The organism is Marinobacter sp. SBS5 (assembly GCF_048285575.1).
Classification (GTDB): Bacteria; Pseudomonadota; Gammaproteobacteria; order Pseudomonadales; family Oleiphilaceae; genus Marinobacter.
Genome location: NZ_JBLWAZ010000001.1, coordinates 1,084,561 through 1,106,640 on the forward strand (window position 1 = coordinate 1,084,561; position 22,080 = coordinate 1,106,640).

Here is a 22,080-nt window from a genome sequence, read left to right on the forward strand (position 1 = left end):
GAAGCGGAATATGGTATAAACGCGCCCGCCGAAACAAAACTCGGCAAATTCACACACGTGTCAGCACGTTGTCCCAGGGTGCCGGCTCCTGCTTTAAGGAGACAGGTTGGGGCAATTGGACGCGTGGAGGCCTAACCCGAAGCTAAAAGGTAAATATCATGGCTCAGGTAAATATGCGTGACCTGCTGAAAGCAGGTGCTCACTTTGGACACCAAACTCGTTACTGGAACCCGAAGATGGGTAAATACATCTTTGGTGCTCGTAACAAGATTCACATCATCAACCTTGAGCAGACTGTTCCTGCGATGAATCAGGCGCTGGATTTCATTCAGCAGCTGACTGAAAGCAAGAACAAGATCCTGTTTGTGGGTACCAAGCGTGCCGCAGCCAAGATCATCAAGGAAGAAGCACTGCGTTCTGGCCAGCCGTACGTTAACCACCGCTGGTTGGGTGGCATGCTCACCAACTACAAGACCATCCGTCAGTCTATCCGTCGCTACCGCGATCTGGAAGCTCAGAGCAAGGACGGCACTTTTGACAAGCTGACCAAGAAAGAAGCTCTTGAGCGTACCCGCGAGATGGATAAGCTTGAGCGTTCTATCGGTGGTATCAAAGATATGGGCGGCTTGCCAGACGCGCTGTTCGTTGTTGACGTAGACCACGAGCGTATCGCTATTAAAGAAGCGAACAAGCTGGGTATCCCTGTTATTGGTGTTGTTGATACCAACAGCGATCCTGACGGCGTTGACTACGTAATCCCGGGTAACGACGACGCTATCCGCGCTATCCAGATCTACGTGAAAGCAGTTGCTGATACTTGCATGGAGTCTTCCCAGGCTGCAGGCGGCGCTGACGAGTTCGTAGAAGTTAGCGAAGATGCCCAAGGCGCTGCTCCAGCTGCCGAGTAATACTTAACCGTCAGGTTTAAGTTATAAGGCATGCCCCTTTTTATCCGGGCATGCCTTCCCACCGAATTTGTAACTGATTGAGAGGACTGAACATGGCTGCAATTACCGCTGCAATGGTCAAAGAGCTGCGTGAGCGCACTGGTCTTGGCATGATGGAGTGCAAAAAAGCACTGGTTGAAGCTGGCGGCAGTGTTGATGCTGCAATTGAAGAGCTTCGTAAGTCGTCTGGCCTGAAGGCTGCCAAGAAAGCCGGTCGTACAGCTGCTGAAGGTGTGTCTCTGGTTAAGGTTTCTGACGACAAGACTGTTGCTTTCATCCTGGAAGTTAACTCTGAAACTGACTTCGTTGCCCGTGACGATAACTTCATGAACTTCGCTAACGATGTTCTGAATGTTGCGTTTGAAAAAGGCGAAACCGACGTTGCGAAGCTGATGGAAGGCGATCTGGAAGGCAAGCGTGAAGCGCTGGTTCAGAAGATCGGTGAAAACATCACTGTTCGTCGTCTGGTTAAGGTTGAAGGTCCGGTTGTTGGTGGATACGTTCACAGCAACAGCAAGATTGCTGCCGTTGTTGCGCTGACTGCTGGCACTGAAGAGCTGGCCCGTGACATCGCTATGCACGTAGCTGCGGTTAACCCGCGCGTTGGCAAGCCGGAAGAAATGCCTGCTGAAGAGCTGGAGAAAGAGAAGGAAATCATCAAGTCTCAGCCAGATATGGAAGGCAAGCCTGCCGAAATCGTTGAAAAGATGATGGGCGGCCGTATCAAGAAGTTCCTGGCTGAAAACAGCCTGATCGAACAGCCTTTCGTTAAGAACCCTGAGCAGAAAGTGGGTGAGTTGATCAAGGCCGCCGGTGGCGAGCTGGTTGGCTTTACTCGTCTGGAAGTGGGTGAAGGCATCGAAAAAGAAGAAGTGGATTTTGCTGCTGAAGTGGCTGCTGCCGCTGGCACAGGCAAGGCCTGATCCATTTTTTGAGCGCTACTGTCAAAGACAGTTGCGCTACCTAAGTCTGCCACGTTAGTTGGGTCCGCCCGGCTTTCGTGGCGGGCTTGTATCTGAGATACCCCTTTTTTGCGTTAAGATGAGAGGGGTATGTCAGATACAAGCCTGCAACGGGTTTGAAGCCGCATAGCCAAAAGACGAAAAGGGGATCATCATGCCGACACCGACAACTTCATCCAATCAACCCAGATATAAGCGTGTTCTGCTGAAGCTCAGCGGCGAAGCCCTAATGGGAGAGCACGAGTTCGGTATTGATCCTAAAGTACTTGACCGCATGGCATTGGAAATTGGAGCCCTTGTGGGTATCGGTGTTCAGGTTGCACTGGTGATCGGTGGTGGAAACCTTTTTCGCGGTGCAGCGCTGAGCGAGGCGGGTCTTGATCGGGTAACCGGCGACCACATGGGTATGTTGGCAACCGTGATGAATGGCTTGGGAATGCGTGATGCGCTTGAGCGCTCGAACATTCGTACCCGGGTTATGTCTGCGATCCCCATGAGCGGTATTGTTGAGCATTACGATCGTCGCCGTGCCGTCCGCGACCTGAAAGAAGGAGATGTGGTCATTTTCAGTGCTGGCACAGGTAACCCCTTCTTTACCACCGATTCTGCTGCTTGCCTGCGTGGTATCGAGATTGAGGCGGATGCGGTTCTGAAAGCGACCAAGGTAGATGGTGTATATAGTGCAGATCCCAAGCTTGATCCCACGGCCGTAAAATACGATCGCCTGACCTATGATGAGGTTTTGGATCGCAAGCTCGGCGTGATGGATCTGACCGCTATCTGTCTGGCTCGTGATCATGGTATGCCGTTGCGGGTATTCGATATGAACCAGCCAGGCGTTCTCACCCGCATTGTGACCGGTGAGAAAGAAGGCACATTGATTGAGTAACGAATTGAGGGTTTTGACGTGATTGACGATATTAAAGCTGACGCTGATGCAAAGATGAAGAAGAGCCTTGAGGCGCTGAACTCGGCCTTCAACAAAATCCGTACTGGCCGTGCTCACCCGGCGATTCTTGATAGCGTGATGGTGAATTACTACGGTCAGGAAACGCCACTGAAGCAGGTGGCCAGTGTGAACGTGGAAGACAACCGCACGTTGCTGGTTGCGCCTTGGGAAAAGAACATCATTTCAGCCATCGAGAAGGCGATTATGATGTCTGACTTGGGGCTGAACCCTTCTAACAACGGCGATGCGATTCGCGTTCCGATGCCCATGCTGACGGAACAGACTCGTAAAGAAATGGTCAAGCAAGCTCGTGCCGATGCAGAGCAGGGTCGAGTGTCTGTCCGTAACGCCCGTCGTGATGCCAATGGCATGCTGAAGGACCTTCTGAAAGAGAAGGACATCAATGAAGATGAAATGCGTCGTGGTGAGGACGAGGTCCAGAAGTTGACGGACAAGTACATTGCCGAGATCGAAACGATGCTGAAGGCGAAGGAAGAGGATCTGATGGCGGTATAACCGTCAGATCGTTCAGAAACAGAGTCAGCAGCGGTTGAACGTGCCGCTGCGTAGAGGGTTTCATGACGGATCAAATAACCGCAGAAATTCCGGTGACAGCAAGCAGTCGTCCCCGGCATGTGGCCATTATCATGGATGGCAATAATCGGTGGGCGAAAGCTCGCCGGTTGAAGGGAGTCGCGGGCCACAAGGCTGGAGTGGATGCGGTTAAAGCCGTTGTTGAAACCTGCGCTCGACAGGGTGTTGAAGTGCTCACCCTGTTTGCTTTCTCCAGTGAAAACTGGCGCCGCCCGAAGGACGAAGTGTCGGCCCTGATGCGGCTGTTTGTGATCGCCCTTGAGCGGGAAGTTCGAAAGCTCCATCGCAATAATATCCGGTTGAGGATTATTGGCGATCGCACCGCGTTTAACCCGCTACTCCAGGATCATATGGAAAAGGCCGAAGCGCTCACTCGAGAGAATACGGCCATGACCTTGGTGATTGCCGCCAATTATGGCGGGCATTGGGACATTACGCAGGCCACTCAGGCGGTTGCGGAAAAAGTTCGTGCCGGTGAATTGGCTCCTTCCGACATTACCGATGATTTGATTCAGCAAAACTTGAGTATCGGGGATTTGCCGATGCCAGATCTGATGATCCGTACCGCCGGTGAACAGCGCATCAGCAATTTTTTATTGTGGCACTTGGCCTATACGGAGTTTTACTTCTCCGACGTTTACTGGCCCGATTTCAAAGCTGAAGAAATGCTGAAAGCGCTGGAGGCATACGGCCAGCGTAAACGTCGTTTTGGCCAAACAGACGACCAGCTAGCTTCTCAAGCCACAAAACAATAACGACATAGCGATTATCACTGTGCTTAAAACTCGAATTATTACCGCCCTTATTCTTGCCCCAATTGCGATTGGTGGCATTTTCTTTTTGCCATCGTTTGGTTTTTCGCTGTTCACCGGTGCAATCATTGCGCTGGGGGCGTGGGAATGGGCCAACATGTCCGGGATAGAAGGGCAGGGTGGCCGCGTATCTTATGCCATTGGTGTTGCCGTTTTGATGGCGTTGATCTCACAGCTTAACGTGCCGGCAGTGGCGGTTTTGTCACTCGCCTTTGTATGGTGGTTGGTGTGCTTGGGGTTGGTTAGCCGATACCCCGGTGGGTCTGAAACTTGGGGTTCCACGCCTGTGAGGGCTCTAATGGGGCTGTTTGTGCTTCTGCCCGCCTGGGTCGGTTTGAATCACTTGCGCACTGGAGTTTTCGAGTTTGGTGCTCTGAACAACAGTTTGCTGGTGATTCTCTATATCTTCCTGATGGTCTGGGTGGCTGACATAGGTGCTTATTTCGCCGGACGCGCGTTTGGTAAAGCCAAACTGGCACCACGGGTGAGTCCAGGGAAGTCCTGGGCGGGCGTCTGGGGTGGATTGGTTGCGGTTGGTGTGCTGGCTTTAGTGGCTAGCTATATCGCGAGCGCGAGCGTTTCGGAAACCTTATTTTTGCTCGTTGCCAGCTTGTTTACCGGCCTCGTATCTGTTTTGGGTGATCTGCTGGAAAGCATGCTGAAGCGATTCCGCGGCATCAAGGACAGCAGTCAGCTATTGCCCGGACATGGTGGCATTATGGACCGGATTGACAGCCTCACCGCCGCGATCCCCGTGTTTGCCTTGATCATTACGTTGCTCGGTTGGCTGAGCGCGACCAGCGTGTCTTTATGACCCAGCGAAGCGTTACAGTTCTTGGGGCGACCGGCTCCATTGGTCTGAGTACCCTTGACGTCATTCGCCGGCATCCGGAGCGGTTTTCGGTGTGGGCTTTGACGGCTGGCACGCGGGCGCAAGAATTGGCGGATCTGTGCCGGGAGTTCAAGCCGGCCTTTGCGGTGATGGCGGATAGCGATGCCGCTGTTGAGCTTGAGGGTTTGCTTACAGACTTGCCGGAAACCGCCGTGCTAAGTGGCGAGCAGGGCCTGTGTCAGGTGGCTTCGGCCAATGAAGCAGACACAGTGATGGCGGCGATTGTCGGCGCTGCAGGTCTGGCACCGACGCTTGCGGCGGTTCGCGCGGGTAAGCGGGTGTTGTTGGCGAACAAAGAAGCCTTGGTGATGTCTGGCAAGCTGTTTATGGATGCCGTTGCTGAGTCAGGCGCTGAACTTCTGCCGATTGATTCCGAGCACAACGCTATCTTCCAGTGCATGCCCGCTGATAAGGTGCGTAACCCCATTGCTGCCGGCATTACTCGCATTTTATTGACCGCCTCTGGCGGACCTTTCCGCACCTTTTCAGCCGAGTCTTTGAGTTCGGTAACACCAGCCCAAGCGTGTGCGCACCCGAACTGGTCGATGGGCCAAAAGATTTCGGTCGATTCCGCCACCCTGATGAATAAGGGTTTGGAACTCATTGAGGCCTGCTGGTTGTTCAACACCACGCCGGATCATGTCGAAGTTCACGTGCATCCAGAAAGCATCATTCACTCGATGGTGGAGTATGCCGATGGTTCGGTGCTGGCCCAGATGGGAAGCCCCGACATGCGGACCCCGATCGCCAACGGCATGGCTTGGCCGGAGCGCATTGCCGCGGGTGTGGCACCATTGGATTTGTTCGCTATTGGCAAGTTTCATTTTGAGCGACCAGATCTTCAGCGTTTTCCGTGCTTGCGATTGGCTGCCGAAGCGTTTGCGACCGGCGGAACGGCACCGGCGGTGCTGAATGCGGCCAATGAGATTGCGGTTGCTGCATTTCTTGACGGTAAGCTGTCCTTTACTGATATCCCCGTTATCATAGATCGAACGCTTGCAGCCACTGAAGTGGTGGAAGCCGATAGCTTCGAGACCATCTTCGCCAAAGATACCGAAGCCCGTGAGCGAGCTCATGAGCAAATTGGCTTGCTGCCAGCCTGATATTGTAGTGACATTTCGTTAAGCTGTAGCCCCAGACCAACACCGGAAAACCTATGCAGATTATTCAAAGCGTATTGGCGTTAGCGCTGACTCTGGGAATCCTGGTTACCCTGCACGAGTACGGGCATTTCTGGGTGGCCCGGCGGTTCGGGGTTAAAGTTCTTCGATTCTCGGTCGGTTTCGGCAAACCGCTGTTTTCGTGGCATGACCGCCAAGGCACCGAATATGCCATCGCGGCCATCCCCTTGGGTGGCTACGTTAAAATGTTGGATGAGCGGGAAGGTCCCGTTCCCGAAGAACTTCGGGATCAGGCTTTTACATCCAAGCCACCTTCTCAGCGCATTGCTATCGCAGCCGCTGGCCCACTAGCGAATTTTATATTTGCCATTTTTGCTTATTGGCTGATCAGCGTGGTGGGTGTCACCACCGTAGCGCCCATTGTGGGCGAGGTGGCGACGGACAGTGCCGCTGAGCGGGCGGGTTTGCAGGAAGGTATGGAAATTCACTCGGTGGACGGTCACCGGGTAAACTCTTGGCGTGACGTGAACATGCGGTTGTTGGAACGCGCCGGTGAGCAAGGACTGGTTTCTTTGGAAATCACCGACAACGGTTCACGGGGTGTTGTGTCAGGACCGTTGAACGGGTGGGCCCTGAGTGACGATGCGCCGAACCCGTTGGCTGAATTTGGTATTACTCCTTGGCGCCCCGAAGTACCTGCAGTGCTGGGGCAGATCGTTGAAGATGGCCGCGCTAAAGCTGCTGGGCTTCAGGCCGGTGATCGAATTTTAGCAGTTGACGATGAGCCAGTAGCCAACTGGTTTGCCTTGGTTGAGCACATTCGCAATGCCCCAGAGCAGCTGTTAACGCTCACGATTGAGCGGGACGGTGCGCGCTTGTCTGTGTCGGTAACACCCGGAGCGCGTACCTTGGACGACGGGCAGGTGATCGGCTTTGTGGGCGCGGGCGTTGAGGCGATTTCATGGCCTGATGAGGTGCTCCGCGAAGTGCGGTTTGGGCCTTTGGCTGCAATACCAAACGCGGTACATGAAACCTGGGCCGACACGCGGCTGACTTTAGTGGCTATCAAGAAGATGGTGACGGGACTTCTGTCACCGACTAATCTTAGCGGCCCGATTACCATTGCTCGGGTTGCAGAAGCCAGCGTCAGTTCGGGCTTTGAGGATTTTGTTCGATTTCTGGCTTATTTAAGTGTAAGTCTTGGCGTTTTGAATTTACTGCCAGTACCGGTGCTGGATGGTGGTCACATTGTTTATTACACCATCGAGGCCATTCGCCGGAAACCCTTATCGGAAAGGACTCAGGAGCTAGGGTTACGAATTGGTATGGCTTTGATCCTGACTTTAATGGTGTTTGCTCTTTACAACGACCTGATGCGGTTGTGAGAATTGCGGGCTCCTTACCGCACATTAACCAGGCGATATAACTGAATGAGACGTTCTCTTCTAGCTGTAGCTGTTGGCCTCGCGATTACCGCAACCGGTATGAAGCCAGCGTTGGCGGACGAATTCACGGTTGCGGACATTGAGGTCGAAGGCCTGCAGCGGGTATCTGCGGGCTCGGTGTTTTCCGCATTTCCGATCAACATGGGTGAGCAAATTGATGAAGCTCGCCTGGCAGCGGCCATCAAAGATCTGTTTCGGACAGGCTTGTTTACCGATATTGAGGTCAGTCGGGAAGCGGGCGTATTGATCCTGTCGGTCCGTGAGCGACCTTCAATTTCGTCCATCGAAATTGAAGGTAACAAAAACATTGAAACCGATATGCTGAAAGATGCCCTAGCGGGTGCAGGCCTTGATGAAGGGCAGGTTTTTCGCCGGGCGACGCTTGAGCGTTTGGAACTTGAGATTCTACGCTCTTATATCGCCCAGGGCCGCTACAACGCCCGGGTGAAGGCATCGGCTGAAGAGCTGCCACGAAATCGTGTTGCCATTCGCCTGGATATTAATGAAGGCTCGGTTGCGGCTATTCAGCACATTAACATCGTCGGTAACCGGGAATTTGATGATGAAACGCTGACGGATCTCTTTGAGCTTCGGAGCAGCAGTTGGTGGAATTCGCTTACCAACAGCGACAAGTACGCTCGCGAAAAACTCAGTGGCGACTTGGAAACCCTGCGTTCGTTCTACTTGGACCGCGGTTATCTGGATTTCAATGTCGAATCCAGTCAGGTATCCATCTCTCCTGATAAGCAGCAAGTGTTCATTGCGATGGCCCTTAACGAAGGTCCTCAGTACACCATCTCCGACATTCAGTTACGCGGCAACCTGATCCTCGAAGAGGAAGAACTGCGTAAGTTTATTCCGGTTAAAGAGGGCGATGTGTTCTCTCGGGCGCAGATGACCGCTATTTCCGAGGCGCTGTCGTTCCGCCTTGGTCGAGAAGGTTATGCCTTTGCCAGCGTGAATGCGGTGCCCGAGCCTAACGACGATCACACTGCAAAGGTCACCTTCTATATCGAACCCGGCAAGCGTGCGTACGTGCGTCGTGTCAATTTCAACGGCAACGTATCCACCAAAGACGAAGTGCTGCGTCAGGAAATGACCCAGATGGAAGGCGGTGTCGCCTCTTCTGATCGTATTGAATTCTCGAAAACTCGTCTTGAGCGCATGGGCTTCTTCAAAACCGTCGATGTTGAAACCGTGCCGGTTCCGGGTTCGGACGACTTGGTTGATGTTAATTACAGCGTTCAAGAACAGCCAACCGGAAGCTTGTCGGCTTCGGTGGGCTTCTCGCAGAACTCCGGTGTGATCCTCGGGGCTTCGGTCTCTGAGAACAACTTCTTTGGTAGTGGTAAACGGGTATCGTTCGGTGTGAACTTCAGCGATTCCGTCAAGAGTGCCAACGTCTCCTACATGGATCCGTATTACACCGTTGATGGAGTCAGCCGCGGCTTCAGCCTGTTCGCACGCGAAACGGATTATCAGGAAGAGGATATTTCATCCTACTTGCTGGATGAATACGGTGCCCGGATGACCTTCGGTTACCCGACGGATTCCATTACGCGCCTGAACTTTGGTGTGGGTGTTACTCGTTCTGACATCAAGAAAGGTGTTTTCTCAGCGGAAGAAGTCAGAACGTTCATTGAAGATGAAGGGGATTCCTTCACCAACTACTTCCTGTTTGGAAGCTGGCGCCGGAGTACTCTGAACCGTGGTGTGCTTCCATCCAAGGGTTACAGTCATTCCTTATCGCTGGATGTGGCCGTTCCGGTCAGTGATCTGACTTTCTACAAGGCGAGCCACCGGACGGACTTTTACTTCCCGCTGGTAGATAGCCATCGCTGGATCGTGCGGGCCCGAACTGAAGTTGGTTTCGGTGATGGTTACGGCGATCGTTCACAAATGCCGTTCTTCGAGCATTTCTACTCGGGTGGCTATGGCTCGGTGAGGGGCTATCGTGCCAACTCCTTGGGTAACCGAGCGACCAACCAGCCAGGAGATTTCTCTGACCCGGATCCGTTTGGCGGTAACCTGCTGACCGAGGCAGGGCTTGAGTTGATCTTCCCGACACCGTTTGCGGGTGATTCGCGGAGCATGCGTACGTCATTTTTCCTGGATGCGGGTCAGGTTTTTGATACCGATCGAGGCTTTGATCCTGAACTGACAGAAGTGCGTACCTCGGCAGGTGTGAGTTTCCAATGGATAACAGCCGTTGGTCCGCTTGCGTTCAGTCTGGCTAAGCCGCTGAATGATAAGAGTGGCGACGATACTCAGGTATTCCAGTTCTCGCTGGGACAAACGTTCTGACGCGTAATATAAAAACGAAGATATGAAGCAAAGGAGAGTTTTGATGAAACGTATTTCAGCGGTGCTAGGTGCGCTATTACTGACCTTCTCTTTTCACGCTGCGGCAGAAACCCGTGTGGGCGTGGTTGATCTGCGTCAGGCATTGTTTTCGTCCAACGATGCGCAGGCGTTCAGTGAAAAGCTGCAGAAAGACTTTGCAGCCGATGAAAAGAAAGTGCGTGAAACTCAGGAAGCGGCTCGTAAATTGAAAGATCGCCTTGAAAAAGACGGGGCGATGATGAACGAAAGTGAGCGCACGCAGCTGGCCACAGAATTTCAGGAAAAGGTTCAGGAGTTTAATTTCCTGAAGCAACGTTTGGATTCCACCGTGGCGCAGCGCAAGCAGCAGTTCCTTGAAAACGCCCGCCCTGAAGTTGATGCCGCGGTAAAAGAGCTTTTGGATGAGCACGACTTGGATTTGATTTTGCCGAGCGAAGCGGTTGTCTACGTGAAACCGGAAATGAATCTGACCCCACAGTTGCTCGAAAAACTGAACCGCTAAAAAACAGGGCCTCCCCGGTCCAGGTATTTGGAGATCAAAATGGCAGAAACATCCTATCGTCTTCAGGAAATTGCTGATGCGTTGGGGGCCAGCCTCCGGGGAGATCCAGAGGCCCGGGTGTCTGGTATGGCAACCTTGCAGGCGGCGGGTCCCGGCCAGATCAGCTTCCTCGCCAACCCTTCTTATAGCAAGTATCTAAAGGATACCAACGCCGGAGCGGTCATCGTCTCCCAGGCAATGGCCGATCAAGCTCAGACTAATGTCCTGATATTGGACAATCCGTACATGGGCTATGCTCGCTTGAGTCATTGGTTTGACCGCACGCCGGTTGCCGAAGCCGGGATTCATCCCTCCGCAGTTGTAGACCCGAGCGCTACAGTATCTTCAACGGCCAGTATTGGTCCTCACGCAGTTATTGAGGCAGAGGTTGTTATTGGTGAGCAGGTGATTGTGGGCGCAGGTTCCGTTGTAGGAGCCCGGTCTCGCATTGGCGACAACACGGTACTTAGCCCGCGTGTCACTCTGGCCCATGACGTTGTTGTTGGGCAGCGCTGCAGTATTCTGAGTGGCGCTGTCATCGGTGGTGCTGGCTTCGGGTTTGCAAACGAGAAGGGTGAGTGGCATCGAATTGCCCAGTTGGGTGGTGTCATTCTGGGTGACGATGTGGAAGTGGGCGCCAATACGACGGTTGACCGGGGGGCGTTGGATCCCACGGTAATTGGTAACGGTGTCAAACTTGATAACCTGATTCAGGTAGGACACAACGTCCGAATCGGGGATCACAGTGCCATGGCAGCGATGGTTGCTCTCGCCGGTAGCACGAACATTGGTAAGTATTGTGTCTTTGGTGGCGCTTCAGCAGTAGCTGGGCACCTCGAAATTACGGATCAGGTTCACCTGACAGGGATGAGCATGGTCACCAATGATATCTCGGAACCGGGTGTGTACTCGTCGGGCTTGCCAGCGGACAAAAACCGGCAGTGGCGAAAAAATGCAGTGCGCTTCAGGCAGTTAGACGGCTTGGCGCGACGAATTAAAGAACTCGAAAAGAAATTTAAGGGCTGAGGCCGGTCATGACGATGAACATCGAAGAAATCCTGGAATATTTGCCACATAGATACCCGTTTATGTTGGTCGACCGGGTAACCGAAGTCGAAAAAGGTGTCTCGATCAAAGGTTATAAGAACGTATCATTCAACGAGCCGTTCTTCACCGGACATTTCCCGGATAACCCGATCATGCCCGGTGTGTTGATCATCGAGGCAATGGCCCAGCTTTCCGGCATTCTTGGGTTTGTGACGGTGGGGCGGAAACCTTCCGACGGCGTGATACAATATTTGGCTGGTTCCGATAAAGCCCGCTTTAAGCGCCCTGTGCGTCCCGGAGACCGCTTGGAACTAGAGTCCGAGCTTGTTTCTGCCAAGCGAGGCCTATGGAAATTTAAGTGTCGCGCCTTGGTCGATGGCGATGTTGTGTGCGTGGCAGAAATTTTAACCGCTGAGAGAGAAGTTTGATGGCGACAAATGACTGGTCGGGTGTCCATCCTCAAGCGATTGTGGACCCATCAGCCAAGCTGGGGGCCAACGTAACGGTAGGTCCTTGGAGTTATATTGGCCCGGATGTGGAAATCGGTGATAACACCGAGATTCTTTCCCACGTTGTTGTAAAAGGTCCTACGGTTATTGGTAAAAACAACCGGATCTTCCAGTTCTCCAGTATTGGTGAAGAATGCCAGGACAAAAAGTACGCGGGTGAGCCCACGACTCTCGTTATCGGCGACAACAATACCATTCGCGAGAACTGCACCATCCATCGTGGCACTACCCAAGATCGTGGTGAAACCCGCATTGGTAGCGACAATCTGTTGATGGCGTATGTGCACGTTGCGCACGACTGCGTAGTCGGTAATGGCACCATTCTGGCGAATTGCGCCACCTTGGCGGGTCATGTCACGGTAGGTGACTTCGCGATTCTCGGCGGCGGCACTATGGTGCATCAGTTCTGTCATATCGGCCCTCACAGTATGGCGGCTGGTGGCAGTATTGTTTTGAAAGATATTCCAGCGTATGTGATGGCGAGTGGCCAATCAGCTCAGCCGCATGGCATGAACGTTGAAGGCTTGAAGCGCCGCGGCTTTAGCAAAGAAGATTTGCTGGCGCTGCGTCGCGCCTACAAGGTTATATACCGTCAGGGTTTAACCAGCGAGCAAGCGTTGGTGGAACTTGAGCAAAGTTATGCTGACAATCCTGTGATGAAGCCTCTGATTGCCTCGCTCCGTGGATCGGATCGCGGCATCATTCGCTAAGTCGACAGGAGACTGTCGGTGGCAGACGTTCAGGTTGATCCAGTCAGCTTTCGCAAAGTAACCATTGCTATCATCGCAGGCGAGGCATCGGGAGACATTCTCGGTGCCGGGCTCATTCGTTCGCTCCGCCTACGCTACCCCAATGCCCGCTTTGTCGGTATTGGTGGCGATGAGATGATAGACGAAGGCTTCCACTCTCTGGTGCCGATGGAAAGGCTTTCCGTTATGGGCTTGGTGGAAGTTCTGGGCCGTATTCGGGAGCTGTTCAGCATCCGTGCGCGGCTTATGGACTACTTCTTTGCGACTCCCCCAGATGTTGTCATAGGCATCGACTCGCCGGACTTCACGCTCACGATTGAGCGCCGTTGTCGCGAGGCAGGCATTCCTTCCGTGCATTATGTCAGCCCCTCTGTGTGGGCCTGGCGCCAAAAACGCATTTTCAAAATCGCCAAATCGGTGGACCTGATGCTCACGTTGCTTCCCTTCGAAGCGCGTTTTTATGAAGAGCACAACGTACCTGTGGCCTTCGTGGGCCACCCGCTTGCTGATCGGGTACCTATGGAGCCCGATACCTTGGCGGCCCGAGAAGCGCTTGGCCTCGATGTGGATAAGCCGGTTTTGGCGGTGCTGCCCGGGAGTCGTGGTGGTGAGGTTGAGCGCCTGGGAACTCTGTTTCTGGAAGCTTCTCGGTGGCTGCAAAGTCGTAGGCCCGATATGCAGTTGGTTGTTCCGTGTGCAAATCGAGACCGAGAGAGGCAGATCCAGGAATTGGTGGCATCGCTTGAGGTTAAGCTGCCAGTCACTTTGGTACGTGGTCGCTCTCGTGAAGTTATGGCAGCCAGTGACGTAGTGATGCTCGCATCAGGAACGGCCACATTGGAAGCCATGCTGCTGAAAAAGCCAATGGTGGTGGGTTACCGGCTCAGCAACTTCAGTTTTGCATTACTTTCGCGTTTAGTGAAAGTGCCTTGGGTGGCTTTGCCGAACCTGCTTGCTAAGAAAGAGCTTGTGCCTGAGCTGTTGCAGGACGATGCAACACCTGAAGCGCTGGGTGCCGCGGTACTGGAACGTCTTGAGGACGAAGAGGGGCGTGCCGGTCTGAAAGAAGCCTTTACTGAGTTGCACATTGCGCTCAAGCAAAATGCCGATGAGCGGGCGGCGGCAGCCGTGTCCAAATTAATCGAGAGTAAGCGTTAATGGCTGGCAAAGACTTGCCACCGTTTGAGTGTGCCTATCAAGGAACGCTTTTGGCGGGTGTTGATGAAGTAGGGCGGGGCCCGTTGGTGGGCGCCGTGGTTACCGCTGCCGTCATTCTCGACCCGGAGCGTCCAATCGAGGGTTTGGCGGATTCTAAAAAGCTGACCGAGAAGAAGCGCGCCAAGCTGTACGACGAAATTATCGAAAAGGCGGCATCCTGGAGTCTCGGCCGCTGCGAGCCGGAAGAGATTGATCGGCTCAACATCTATCAGGCAACCATGCTTGCCATGCAGCGTGCCGTAGATGGCTTGGCTATCGCTCCGGAATACGTTTTGGTGGATGGTAATCGTTGCCCCAAGTGGAGCTGGCCATCGGAGCCTGTCGTTAAAGGGGATGGCCGGGTTGAGGCGATCAGTGCGGCGTCGATTATTGCGAAAGTTACCCGTGATCGGGAAATGGACGCGCTGGAGGAAAAGTACCCTGGCTTCGGTTTCGCCAAACACAAAGGTTACCCAACACCGGTTCATCAGGAAGCCTTGATGCGATTAGGCGCAACCCCGGAGCACCGGCGGTCATTCAAACCAGTTCAGGTGGCGATCGAAACGGTAGGCTTGTACCAACAGCAGGGCAGTGCAGATGATGTTCTGAATTATCCAACCGATTTGTTTGAAGATATTGGTTGACGCATCAGATAGTTGTCTGTAATATTTGCGCCACGTTGATCGGGGTTAGCCCCGAAATAAGACGAACAGTTTGATGCGGGGTGGAGCAGTCTGGTAGCTCGTCGGGCTCATAACCCGAAGGTCGTTGGTTCGAATCCAGCCCCCGCTACCATATAAGAGAAAGGCAGATCAGTAACTTACTGGTCTGCCTTTTTTGCTTTCTGAGTGTCGAAATTCCTCTGTGCCCGCAACCCAGAGTTTCTCAGCGGGCACAAAGGTCGTCAGGCCAGCTCCGGCTCCAGAGCCTCGCTGGTTACCGGTTTTGTGGTTTCCCGAGCGAATCCGACGCGGTAATCCCCGGTATCCGGGTCAACGACGTAGAATTCAACCTTCATGGTCGATTTGGTCAGTTCGACCCAGACAAACCCCAACATTTCTTCCCTCTGGTAGAACGTAGGGTTCCTCTCAGGTTCTTTCAGGGTGTCGGTTTTACCGCCGGCTCCTGAAACGATGATGTGTGCAGGCCCGAATTCCGGAACCGGCTTGATCCACTGCATTGAATGATCGTGGCCGGTGAACAGCATGTCGACCTTATGGGCGAAGGCATCTTCCAGAAACGCCTTATATCTCAGCCCATCTGCATCCGGGTTGTTGAACAGAATCCTCGTGCCCTCGTCGAGATTTCCGGCGTTGCCGTGTTTGCCGTTGGATTTGTAGGGAACGTGAGACATGGCGATCTTCCAGTGAGCTTGTGAGGCTTCTACTGTCTCTTTCATCCACATCTGTTGTGGGTAGCCATAGTTCTGCCAATTGAAGTTTTCATCCCTGTCGAGGTAAAAACTCGTCAAGGGGTTGGAATCCACTACAAACAGTTCCAGGAACGGTGCTCCGTCGGTTTGTTTGCCAAACATCTCATTGTAGAAGCGAGCCGGCATTTTCCATTTATTGGAGTACCGATTGGTGCTGTAGTGGTAGTCAACTTGATAATCACCGCGCTTGTTGTTGCTCCCACCACCCATAATTGTACTGGCGCAGTCGTGGTTTCCGAGGCACATGTAGAACGGCAGATCTAGGTTCTGGTAGGGGTATTCAAAGCTATCTAGGAATCGAGGGTCATCAACCGATGTTGCTCCTTCCTCGTAGATATTGTCGCCGGCGCCGAGAACAAATTGGGCGCCTTGAGCCTTGGCAACCTTTTCCATGGCTGCCGCCACGTAGTACTGCCCTTGTGTGCCTGTCCCTGTGTCACCTACAACCATAAACTGAAGTTTCTCGGTTGGCCCATCTTCTTGGCCTTCCGGTAAATCGGGGGAGGTATAACCTCCTCCATTCGTGTTGTTGCTATCACTGCTACTGCCACCGGCACCACAGGCGGTCAGTGTTGGGACCGTTGCAGCCCCAGCTAGCAAATTTTTCAAAAACTTTCTGCGATCAACGCTCATCAGAGAATCTCCTTGGTCTGAGAGGCAGTCGGTGCGAGGGCCGGGGCGTGCAGCTTAGGTGCGCTAGGAGCATTTGCGTGCTCCACGTGATTGCCGCCGTCTTTCGTCAGGTAGGAGCGGGCGAAGTGCTCCTGGTTGCTGGGCTCGGACACCGTTTCGAGATGGAACCAGTCGGCTTTGCAGCGCTCAGGGGTTACGTCCAGAACCATATAGCCGCGGTGGTAAAGGTCGACCCACTTAAGATGTCGGTTCAGGGGGATCAGGGCAGCAGCCGCAAGGTCTGACAGGCCTTTGGTGGGTGCTGCCGGTGAGGTGACTGCGGGTGTGACAAACTCGACTGCCAGCGAGCCCTCGCCAGTAAATCGGTTGTAAGACAGTGGGTTGCCGGGGTCCATGGCGACATCCATGGCCCAGGAACTGTGGATGTCTCCGGTAAGCACAACGGCGTTGTTAAGCCCCATGGCTTCCATGCGTCCGAGCAGGTTTCTCCGGCTGACTTCATACCCATCCCACTGGTCGTAGTTCAGCTGGGCACCGCCGCCAATATGCCAGTTGGGATTGTCTGGCAGTGTTCCCAGCGTGAGAGGAGAAAGCATGACTTGTTGACCGATTACGTGCCATCTAGCTCCACGGCTGTGGGAGCTTTGAAGTTGGTTAAATAGCCACTTTTCCTGTTCATGGCCAAGAAGTTGTCTGGATGGATCCCGGGTTTGTGACGGTAAGGAGACCTGCTCACTGCGTCCGATTAAACGGGTGTCGAGCATCATCAGCGAGAGCAGTTGCCCGAACTCGAAGTGACGATAGATGCGGATCTCGTTGTCGGGGTCCACGCGACGAATGGGCATCCATTCGAAGTAGGCTTTGACCGCTGCTCTTTTGCGTTCCAGATAATCGCCTTCACCGTTTTCGGGGTTATGGTTCTCGGCGCCGCCTTGCCATGAGTCGTTGGTGATCTCGTGGTCATCCCAGACGCAGATAAACGGGTGTTGCCGATGGCATTCCTGTAGGTCTCTGTCGGTGCGGTAACACGCGTAGCGTCGGCGATAGTCTTCAAGAGAGACAATCTCGTGGGGCGGATCGATCGGCCGTTCTTTTGTCAGGTTCTCATCGGCGTACTCGCCTTGGGCGTACTCGTAGATGTAGTCGCCCAAGTGGATGACCGCGTCAAGGTCTGGGCGATAGGCGACTCTTCGGTAGGCATTAAAGTAGCCGTAAGGGTAGTTGGAGCAGGAAACGACAGCCAGTCGCAGGTGATCCATCTGCTCACTGGGCGCCGGCGTGGTTCGAGTGCGGCCCACCGTCGACAGGTGCCCTAGCGACTCGAAACGGTAGTAATAGGTCGTTCCTGCCCGTGGAAGGTGGGCGTCAATTTTAACCGTGTAATCAGAGCTGGATCGGGCGTAGCCGATTCCTTCATAAACCAGTGCGCTGAAGTCGGGCGTTTCCGAGACTTCCACAATAACAGGGATCTCATCCAGGCCTTCTGCTGTAATGCGAGTCCAGAGAATGACCTGATAGGCCAGAGGGTCACCACTGGCAACGCCATGAATAAACGGGGTTGGGCCGTTGTAGTCAGGCATGTGATCTCGAATGTTGTCCAGAGTATTGCCTGGCGGCTGGCTGGTGTTATTCGATGCGTTGGTGTCCGGGCTGGATCCACTTGATCCGCCACCACACGCAGACAGCAACCCGAGCGAGAGCCCTGCTGCGCTTGCCTGAGTGATAAAGTCTCTTCGTTTCATGGAGTGTACCCCCCCTTAGAATCAATGCAGCGGAGCACTCTATAGTCAGATTGTTAAAGCACGGTTACGGTTTTTATACAGAACCCATTACTGAGCTGGGTTTGCAATCGTAAGGCCTGGAGGAAAGATCAAGCTGTTCAAGGCTAGGTTTGTCACGTATCTGTAGGAATGCTGACACGTGGACTTCATTTGGTTTCGTTATGTTTGACGAAATTGCCAGAGGTAAGTCTATGTTGTCCGCTATTACTCCGCGTTTCGCCGACTGCAGGCACGCACCGAATGATATGAGATGGAATCATGACTGAACTTAGTGACCTCACTCACATCAAGGTGGTGCCAGAACAACAGGGACTGCGTGATGGAAAGCAGCGGCGTCAGTTGCGCCGACGCTTACCTGAGCTGATTGAGTTGGAGCGCACCCTAGCTGAATCGCCAAGGCAATTTTCCGTGCAGGTGAGCGCGAGTATTCCGGTGGGCTCGCTTGAGTTGCCAATTTACCGTGTCGATGTTGGCGATGCGCCAGCGGACCGTCCTGCGCTGCTTCTACTAGGCGGCGTGCACGGGCTGGAGCGCATCGGCACCCAAGTGGTTACGGCATGGCTGCAAAACCTGGCCAACAGGCTGCGCTGGGATGAGCATCTGGCTGAACTTTTACAGCAGGTGCGGTTGGTGGTTGTGCCCATGCTCAATCCCGGCGGTATGTACCTGAGCCGGCGCAGCAATCCTGCCGGTGTGGATCTTATGCGCAATGCGCCCATTTCGGCCCAGAGCCCGAGTACCTTTCTAGTGGGCGGGCAGCGTATATCACCATTACTTCCATGGTACAGAGGCAAGCTCGAACAAGGGATGGAGCCTGAGAACCTGGCCTTGCAGAGTATTATCGAAGAGGTGTTGCCCGGCCGGCCATTCAGCGTGTCGCTCGACTGCCACTCAGGCTTCGGCTGGCGTGATCAGATATGGTTTCCCTACGCCTACCGGCGCCGCCCAATGCGTAACATCTCGTCCGTTATGGCGCTGAAGCTGCTTTGGGAGCAAGCCTACCCCCATCACGACTATCAGTTTGAGCCGCAATCGGCGCATTACGTTACCCATGGTGATCTGTGGGACTACTTTTATAAACGCCATAATCGTGAGGCCAGCGCCCCTTGGCTTCCGCTGACTCTTGAAATGGGCTCGTGGCGCTGGTTGCGCAAGCGTCCCCGCCAGTTGTTCAGCCGGGAAGGGCTGTTCAATCCTCTGGTGATACATCGTCATCACCGGGTTCTTCGCAGCCATATGCTTTTGTTTGATTTCCTGCTCAATGCAAGCGCTAATTACGGCAGCTGGCTGCCCACCCCGTCTGAAGGCGAGTGGCTGAGGGCAGCTGCCAGAACGCACTGGTACAGTAAGGGCGAGAACCTGTAATGGATTGGTTGTTGATTCGTGGACTGGCAAGGGAAAGTGCTCACTGGGGCGACTGGCCAGACCAGCTTCGACGGGCACGCCCCGAAGATAGATTCCATACAGTCGATCTGCCTGGCACAGGGCTAGCTCGGGACTTGCGCTCGCCCACCTCCATTATGGAGGCTCGCCAATTTGCTGACCGGGTGACTCGCTGGCTGCCACGCCCGCTAGGGCTGATCGGGCTGTCTCTCGGAGGCATGGTGGCGCTCGACTGGGCACTCAATCGGCCTGGAGATTGTGCGAGTCTGGTGCTGATTTCCTCCAGTTCCAGACTTAGCGCTCCATGGCGGCGAATGCGCCCCGCTCAATGGGCAAATGTCATGCGCATGCTGGCCCAAGCCGACAGTGATGTGCGGGAACGCGCCATTCTGGCTCTTACGAGCAACCTCCCCATTAGCTGTGAGGTCGCTCAGCAATGGCAGGCAATTCAACGTGAGCGCCCGGTGCGGCGCAGTGATGCGATTCGCCAGCTCTATGCGGCCTCCCGCTATAAACCACCACTTAAGGCTCCCAAAATGCCAACCCTTGTGTTGGCCAGTTATCGCGATCGCCTGACAGACTGGCGTTGCAGCCGGGATCTGGCTGAGTCGCTTGGGTGTCCCTTTGAGGTGCACCCTAACGCTGGTCATGATTTGCCGCTGGACGATTCCCCGTGGCTGATCGAGCAATTGAATACTTACTTTCCAGTTGATGAATGCGTTCAGGCTCGCACTGACTGAACTGTCATCGCTTCATCGTAAATCCTTCATCTGGTTGTAAAGCTCCGTCTTTAATCTCGGTTTAAATCGGTCTGCTGTAGGTCAGCGGGCAGCGAATCAGCCATTGGAAGGGGTTAGAGAATGCAGAGTCAGTCCAGAGCATCCAGCAGCGGCCGAAAGCTTACCTCCGGTGTAGCAACAGAGCCGGCCCAAATTATTGCGGCCCAACAGCTAAGGTATGAGGTATTCACCAGCGAATATGGCGCTGACATGGAGACGGATGCCGGTATTGACCAAGATCGCTTTGACCCTTGGTGCGAACACTTCGTGGTAATGAATCAGAGCGGCGAGGTGGTGGCAACCACGCGGCTTCTGCACGGTGAGGTAGCTGCGAAAATTGGTGGTTTTTATTCGGAAGAGGAATTCGATCTCGATCGCCTGAAACGGAACTCCGGCGTGTTTGCGGAGCTTGGCCGAACCTGTATTCGCAGTGATTTTCGCTCGGGAGCGGCGCTAAGCATGCTGTGGTCCGAAGTGGCACAGTATCTGGTTCAGAACGGCATCGACTATCTGCTGGGCTGCGCCAGTATCAGTATGCTTGACGGTGGTTACAAGGCCTGGCGGGTCACCCAGCAGGTTCAACAGGAGTACCTTGCAGCAGAGGAGTTCCGAGTCACGCCGAAGCGCACGTTGCCTCACCTTGCCAGCCAGTGTAAACAAACAGACAAAGTTGTGATTCCGCCGCTGATCCGCAGCTATATGCGCTTGGGTGCCGAGGTGTGTGGTGATCCCTGCTGGGACCCTGCTTTTCGTTGTGCAGATCTGCTGGTGCTGTTGAACGTGGACAACTTGGCCGCCCGTTATGCGCGGCGCTACAACCTAGAGGCCAAGATCGCTTGAGCAAAATAGAGAGCCTTGTCGAGAGTCTCCGCTTCTTCACGCGCCTGAGTGCTTTTTTAGGGTTTTTGTTGATCAGTATGGCAACCCTTGTATTGGTCCGAGCCTTTGAATTTTGTAGCAGGCAACGAATCGACCGAACCATTCCGGTGAATTGGTACTCTGCTGGTTTATGCCGATTGCTGGACATGCGCATCCAGACCCACGGTTTGGCAATGGAAGGCTCGGCATTGCGTGTGTGCAATCATGTTTCCTGGACCGACATTCCCATTCTGGCTGCGGGCCTTCCATTACGATTTTTAGCCAAGCGCGAGGTGGCCTCCTGGCCCCTGATTGGTTGGATTGCGCGCGAAATCGGTACGATTTTTGTGCAGAGGGGGGCAGGTGATTCCGCTAAGGTGCGACAAAAACTGGTCTCGTCTTTGCAAGGCGGGGGTTCAGTCATGGTGTTTCCCGAAGGAACGACAACCACCGGTGAAAGCGTGAAACGGTTTCACCCGCACATGCTCGGGGCGGCAATCGAGGCTAAGTGCTCGGTGCAGGCGATAACGCTTGCTTACCACCGAGATGGGCAACCTGACTGGTTAGTACCATTTACGGGTGACGATGATTTTGTCGCACACCTATGCCGCCTGTTAAAAAAGCCTGCGGTGCGAGTGGATGTTATGTTCCACCCACCTGTGGCAGTTTCCGCCAGTGATAATCCCGCCGATTTAGCCCAAATGCTTCACAAGCAAGTCAGCCAAGGGCTAGTGACATTGCGTGAAAAAAATGGGCGTATGGGGTTGCTATGTCACAAAGCATGCAGGCCAACCGAATACTGATAGCGTGTTTGGCCATCGTCCTTCTGTGATCATCTTAAAAGTTTTTAGTCTAATAGTGGATTGCTTTCTGAATTGCTCGACGCCTTACCGGTGTCTATTTATAATGCCGCGCTCCGCAGGAGAGTGGGCTCCTTAGCCCCGCCGAAGGCGCAACCTCCCATAAACGCTCAGGCACATGTACTGCGGCCATCATTCAAAGCCGTCTGGAGAGAGGCTGCCAAGGCAGTCCACCGAAGGGGCAAGCAGAATCATGTTCTGTAAACTCTCAGGTATCAGGGACAGGGGGAGAGGCGACAGAAACGC

The 22,080-nt window shown here is 54.0% G+C and carries 21 protein-coding genes, 1 tRNA gene and 2 riboswitches; of the genes, 20 read left to right on the top strand and 2 right to left on the bottom strand.

Annotation, left to right across the window (positions count from 1 at the left end; all coding sequences use genetic code 11):
- Positions 1-158 precede the first annotated feature (158 nt).
- The 16 genes from rpsB (at position 159) to ACNQ6O_RS05245 (ending at position 14,903) form a co-directional block, all read left to right on the top strand.
- On the top strand, positions 159-908 hold the full coding sequence (rpsB, locus tag ACNQ6O_RS05170) for a 30S ribosomal protein S2 (protein ID WP_418052163.1): 750 nt from the start codon (positions 159-161) through the stop codon (positions 906-908).
- Between the two features lie 92 nt (positions 909-1,000).
- Positions 1,001-1,870 carry a translation elongation factor Ts gene (gene tsf / locus ACNQ6O_RS05175; RefSeq protein ID WP_418052164.1) on the top strand — a complete coding sequence of 290 codons (870 nt, stop codon included), beginning with the start codon at positions 1,001-1,003 and terminating at the stop codon, positions 1,868-1,870.
- A 193-nt stretch (positions 1,871-2,063) separates the two neighbouring features.
- Complete coding sequence (gene pyrH / locus ACNQ6O_RS05180; protein WP_418052165.1) at positions 2,064-2,798, top strand: UMP kinase; 735 nt, start codon at positions 2,064-2,066, stop codon at positions 2,796-2,798.
- Positions 2,799-2,816: 18 nt separating this feature from the next.
- Positions 2,817-3,374: a ribosome recycling factor gene (gene frr, locus ACNQ6O_RS05185; RefSeq protein WP_418052166.1), complete on the top strand. Its 558-nt coding sequence runs from the start codon at positions 2,817-2,819 to the stop codon at positions 3,372-3,374.
- Between the two features lie 62 nt (positions 3,375-3,436).
- Positions 3,437-4,207 carry an isoprenyl transferase gene (locus ACNQ6O_RS05190; protein WP_418052167.1) on the top strand — a complete coding sequence of 257 codons (771 nt, stop codon included), beginning with the start codon at positions 3,437-3,439 and terminating at the stop codon, positions 4,205-4,207.
- 19 nt (positions 4,208-4,226) lie between these two features.
- A complete protein-coding gene (locus tag ACNQ6O_RS05195) occupies positions 4,227-5,078 on the top strand; it encodes a phosphatidate cytidylyltransferase (RefSeq protein WP_418052168.1) in 852 nt (283 codons plus the stop codon).
- Positions 5,075-6,259: a 1-deoxy-D-xylulose-5-phosphate reductoisomerase gene (gene ispC, locus ACNQ6O_RS05200; protein ID WP_418052169.1), complete on the top strand. Its 1,185-nt coding sequence runs from the start codon at positions 5,075-5,077 to the stop codon at positions 6,257-6,259. Before ACNQ6O_RS05195 ends, ispC begins: the two co-directional genes overlap by 4 nt.
- A 53-nt stretch (positions 6,260-6,312) precedes the next feature.
- Positions 6,313-7,662 (top strand): RIP metalloprotease RseP, encoded by a 1,350-nt coding sequence (rseP, locus tag ACNQ6O_RS05205; RefSeq protein WP_418052170.1) that lies wholly within the window; start codon positions 6,313-6,315, stop codon positions 7,660-7,662.
- A 45-nt stretch (positions 7,663-7,707) separates the two neighbouring features.
- Positions 7,708-10,026 (top strand): outer membrane protein assembly factor BamA, encoded by a 2,319-nt coding sequence (bamA, locus tag ACNQ6O_RS05210; RefSeq protein ID WP_418052171.1) that lies wholly within the window; start codon positions 7,708-7,710, stop codon positions 10,024-10,026.
- A gap of 43 nt (positions 10,027-10,069) precedes the next feature.
- Positions 10,070-10,567: an OmpH family outer membrane protein gene (locus ACNQ6O_RS05215; protein WP_418052172.1), complete on the top strand. Its 498-nt coding sequence runs from the start codon at positions 10,070-10,072 to the stop codon at positions 10,565-10,567.
- Positions 10,568-10,606: 39 nt separating this feature from the next.
- Positions 10,607-11,632 (top strand): UDP-3-O-(3-hydroxymyristoyl)glucosamine N-acyltransferase, encoded by a 1,026-nt coding sequence (gene lpxD / locus ACNQ6O_RS05220; RefSeq protein WP_418052173.1) that lies wholly within the window; start codon positions 10,607-10,609, stop codon positions 11,630-11,632.
- A 14-nt stretch (positions 11,633-11,646) separates the two neighbouring features.
- Positions 11,647-12,081 (top strand): 3-hydroxyacyl-ACP dehydratase FabZ, encoded by a 435-nt coding sequence (gene fabZ / locus ACNQ6O_RS05225; protein WP_418052275.1) that lies wholly within the window; start codon positions 11,647-11,649, stop codon positions 12,079-12,081.
- Complete coding sequence (lpxA, locus tag ACNQ6O_RS05230) at positions 12,081-12,872, top strand: acyl-ACP--UDP-N-acetylglucosamine O-acyltransferase (protein ID WP_418052174.1); 792 nt, start codon at positions 12,081-12,083, stop codon at positions 12,870-12,872. Before fabZ ends, lpxA begins: the two co-directional genes overlap by 1 nt.
- Before the next feature lie 18 nt (positions 12,873-12,890).
- Entirely contained in the window at positions 12,891-14,069 is a 1,179-nt protein-coding gene (lpxB, locus tag ACNQ6O_RS05235; protein ID WP_418052175.1) for a lipid-A-disaccharide synthase, read from the top strand.
- Entirely contained in the window at positions 14,069-14,752 is a 684-nt protein-coding gene (rnhB, locus tag ACNQ6O_RS05240; RefSeq protein WP_418052176.1) for a ribonuclease HII, read from the top strand. Before lpxB ends, rnhB begins: the two co-directional genes overlap by 1 nt.
- 74 nt (positions 14,753-14,826) lie before the next feature.
- A tRNA-Met gene (locus ACNQ6O_RS05245) sits at positions 14,827-14,903 on the top strand.
- Positions 14,904-15,012: 109 nt separating this feature from the next.
- On the opposite strand, the gene ACNQ6O_RS05250 is transcribed toward ACNQ6O_RS05245, so the two are convergent.
- Positions 15,013-16,173 carry a metallophosphoesterase gene (locus ACNQ6O_RS05250; protein ID WP_418052177.1) on the bottom strand — a complete coding sequence of 387 codons (1,161 nt, stop codon included), beginning with the start codon at positions 16,171-16,173 and terminating at the stop codon, positions 15,013-15,015.
- Positions 16,173-17,915 carry an alkaline phosphatase D family protein gene (locus tag ACNQ6O_RS05255; protein ID WP_418052178.1) on the bottom strand — a complete coding sequence of 581 codons (1,743 nt, stop codon included), beginning with the start codon at positions 17,913-17,915 and terminating at the stop codon, positions 16,173-16,175. Before ACNQ6O_RS05255 ends, ACNQ6O_RS05250 begins: the two co-directional genes overlap by 1 nt.
- A 297-nt stretch (positions 17,916-18,212) precedes the next feature.
- Between ACNQ6O_RS05255 and ACNQ6O_RS05260 the strand changes: the two genes are divergently transcribed.
- From ACNQ6O_RS05260 to ACNQ6O_RS05275, 4 genes are all read left to right on the top strand, one after another.
- On the top strand, positions 18,213-19,319 hold the full coding sequence (locus tag ACNQ6O_RS05260) for a M14 family zinc carboxypeptidase (RefSeq protein ID WP_418052179.1): 1,107 nt from the start codon (positions 18,213-18,215) through the stop codon (positions 19,317-19,319).
- The gene (locus ACNQ6O_RS05265) at positions 19,319-20,077 is read left to right on the top strand and encodes an alpha/beta fold hydrolase (RefSeq protein WP_418052180.1); all 759 of its coding nucleotides are present in this window, start codon (positions 19,319-19,321) and stop codon (positions 20,075-20,077) included. The genes ACNQ6O_RS05260 and ACNQ6O_RS05265 overlap by 1 nt, the downstream gene beginning before the upstream one ends.
- Positions 20,078-20,197: 120 nt before the next feature.
- Positions 20,198-20,956: a GNAT family N-acetyltransferase gene (locus ACNQ6O_RS05270; RefSeq protein ID WP_418052181.1), complete on the top strand. Its 759-nt coding sequence runs from the start codon at positions 20,198-20,200 to the stop codon at positions 20,954-20,956.
- On the top strand, positions 20,953-21,777 hold the full coding sequence (locus tag ACNQ6O_RS05275) for a lysophospholipid acyltransferase family protein (RefSeq protein ID WP_418052182.1): 825 nt from the start codon (positions 20,953-20,955) through the stop codon (positions 21,775-21,777). The genes ACNQ6O_RS05270 and ACNQ6O_RS05275 overlap by 4 nt, the downstream gene beginning before the upstream one ends.
- 106 nt (positions 21,778-21,883) lie before the next feature.
- Positions 21,884-21,970: riboswitch (glycine riboswitch) on the top strand.
- A riboswitch (glycine riboswitch) is annotated at positions 21,971-22,069 on the top strand. It begins immediately after the preceding riboswitch.
- Positions 22,070-22,080 lie beyond the last annotated feature (11 nt).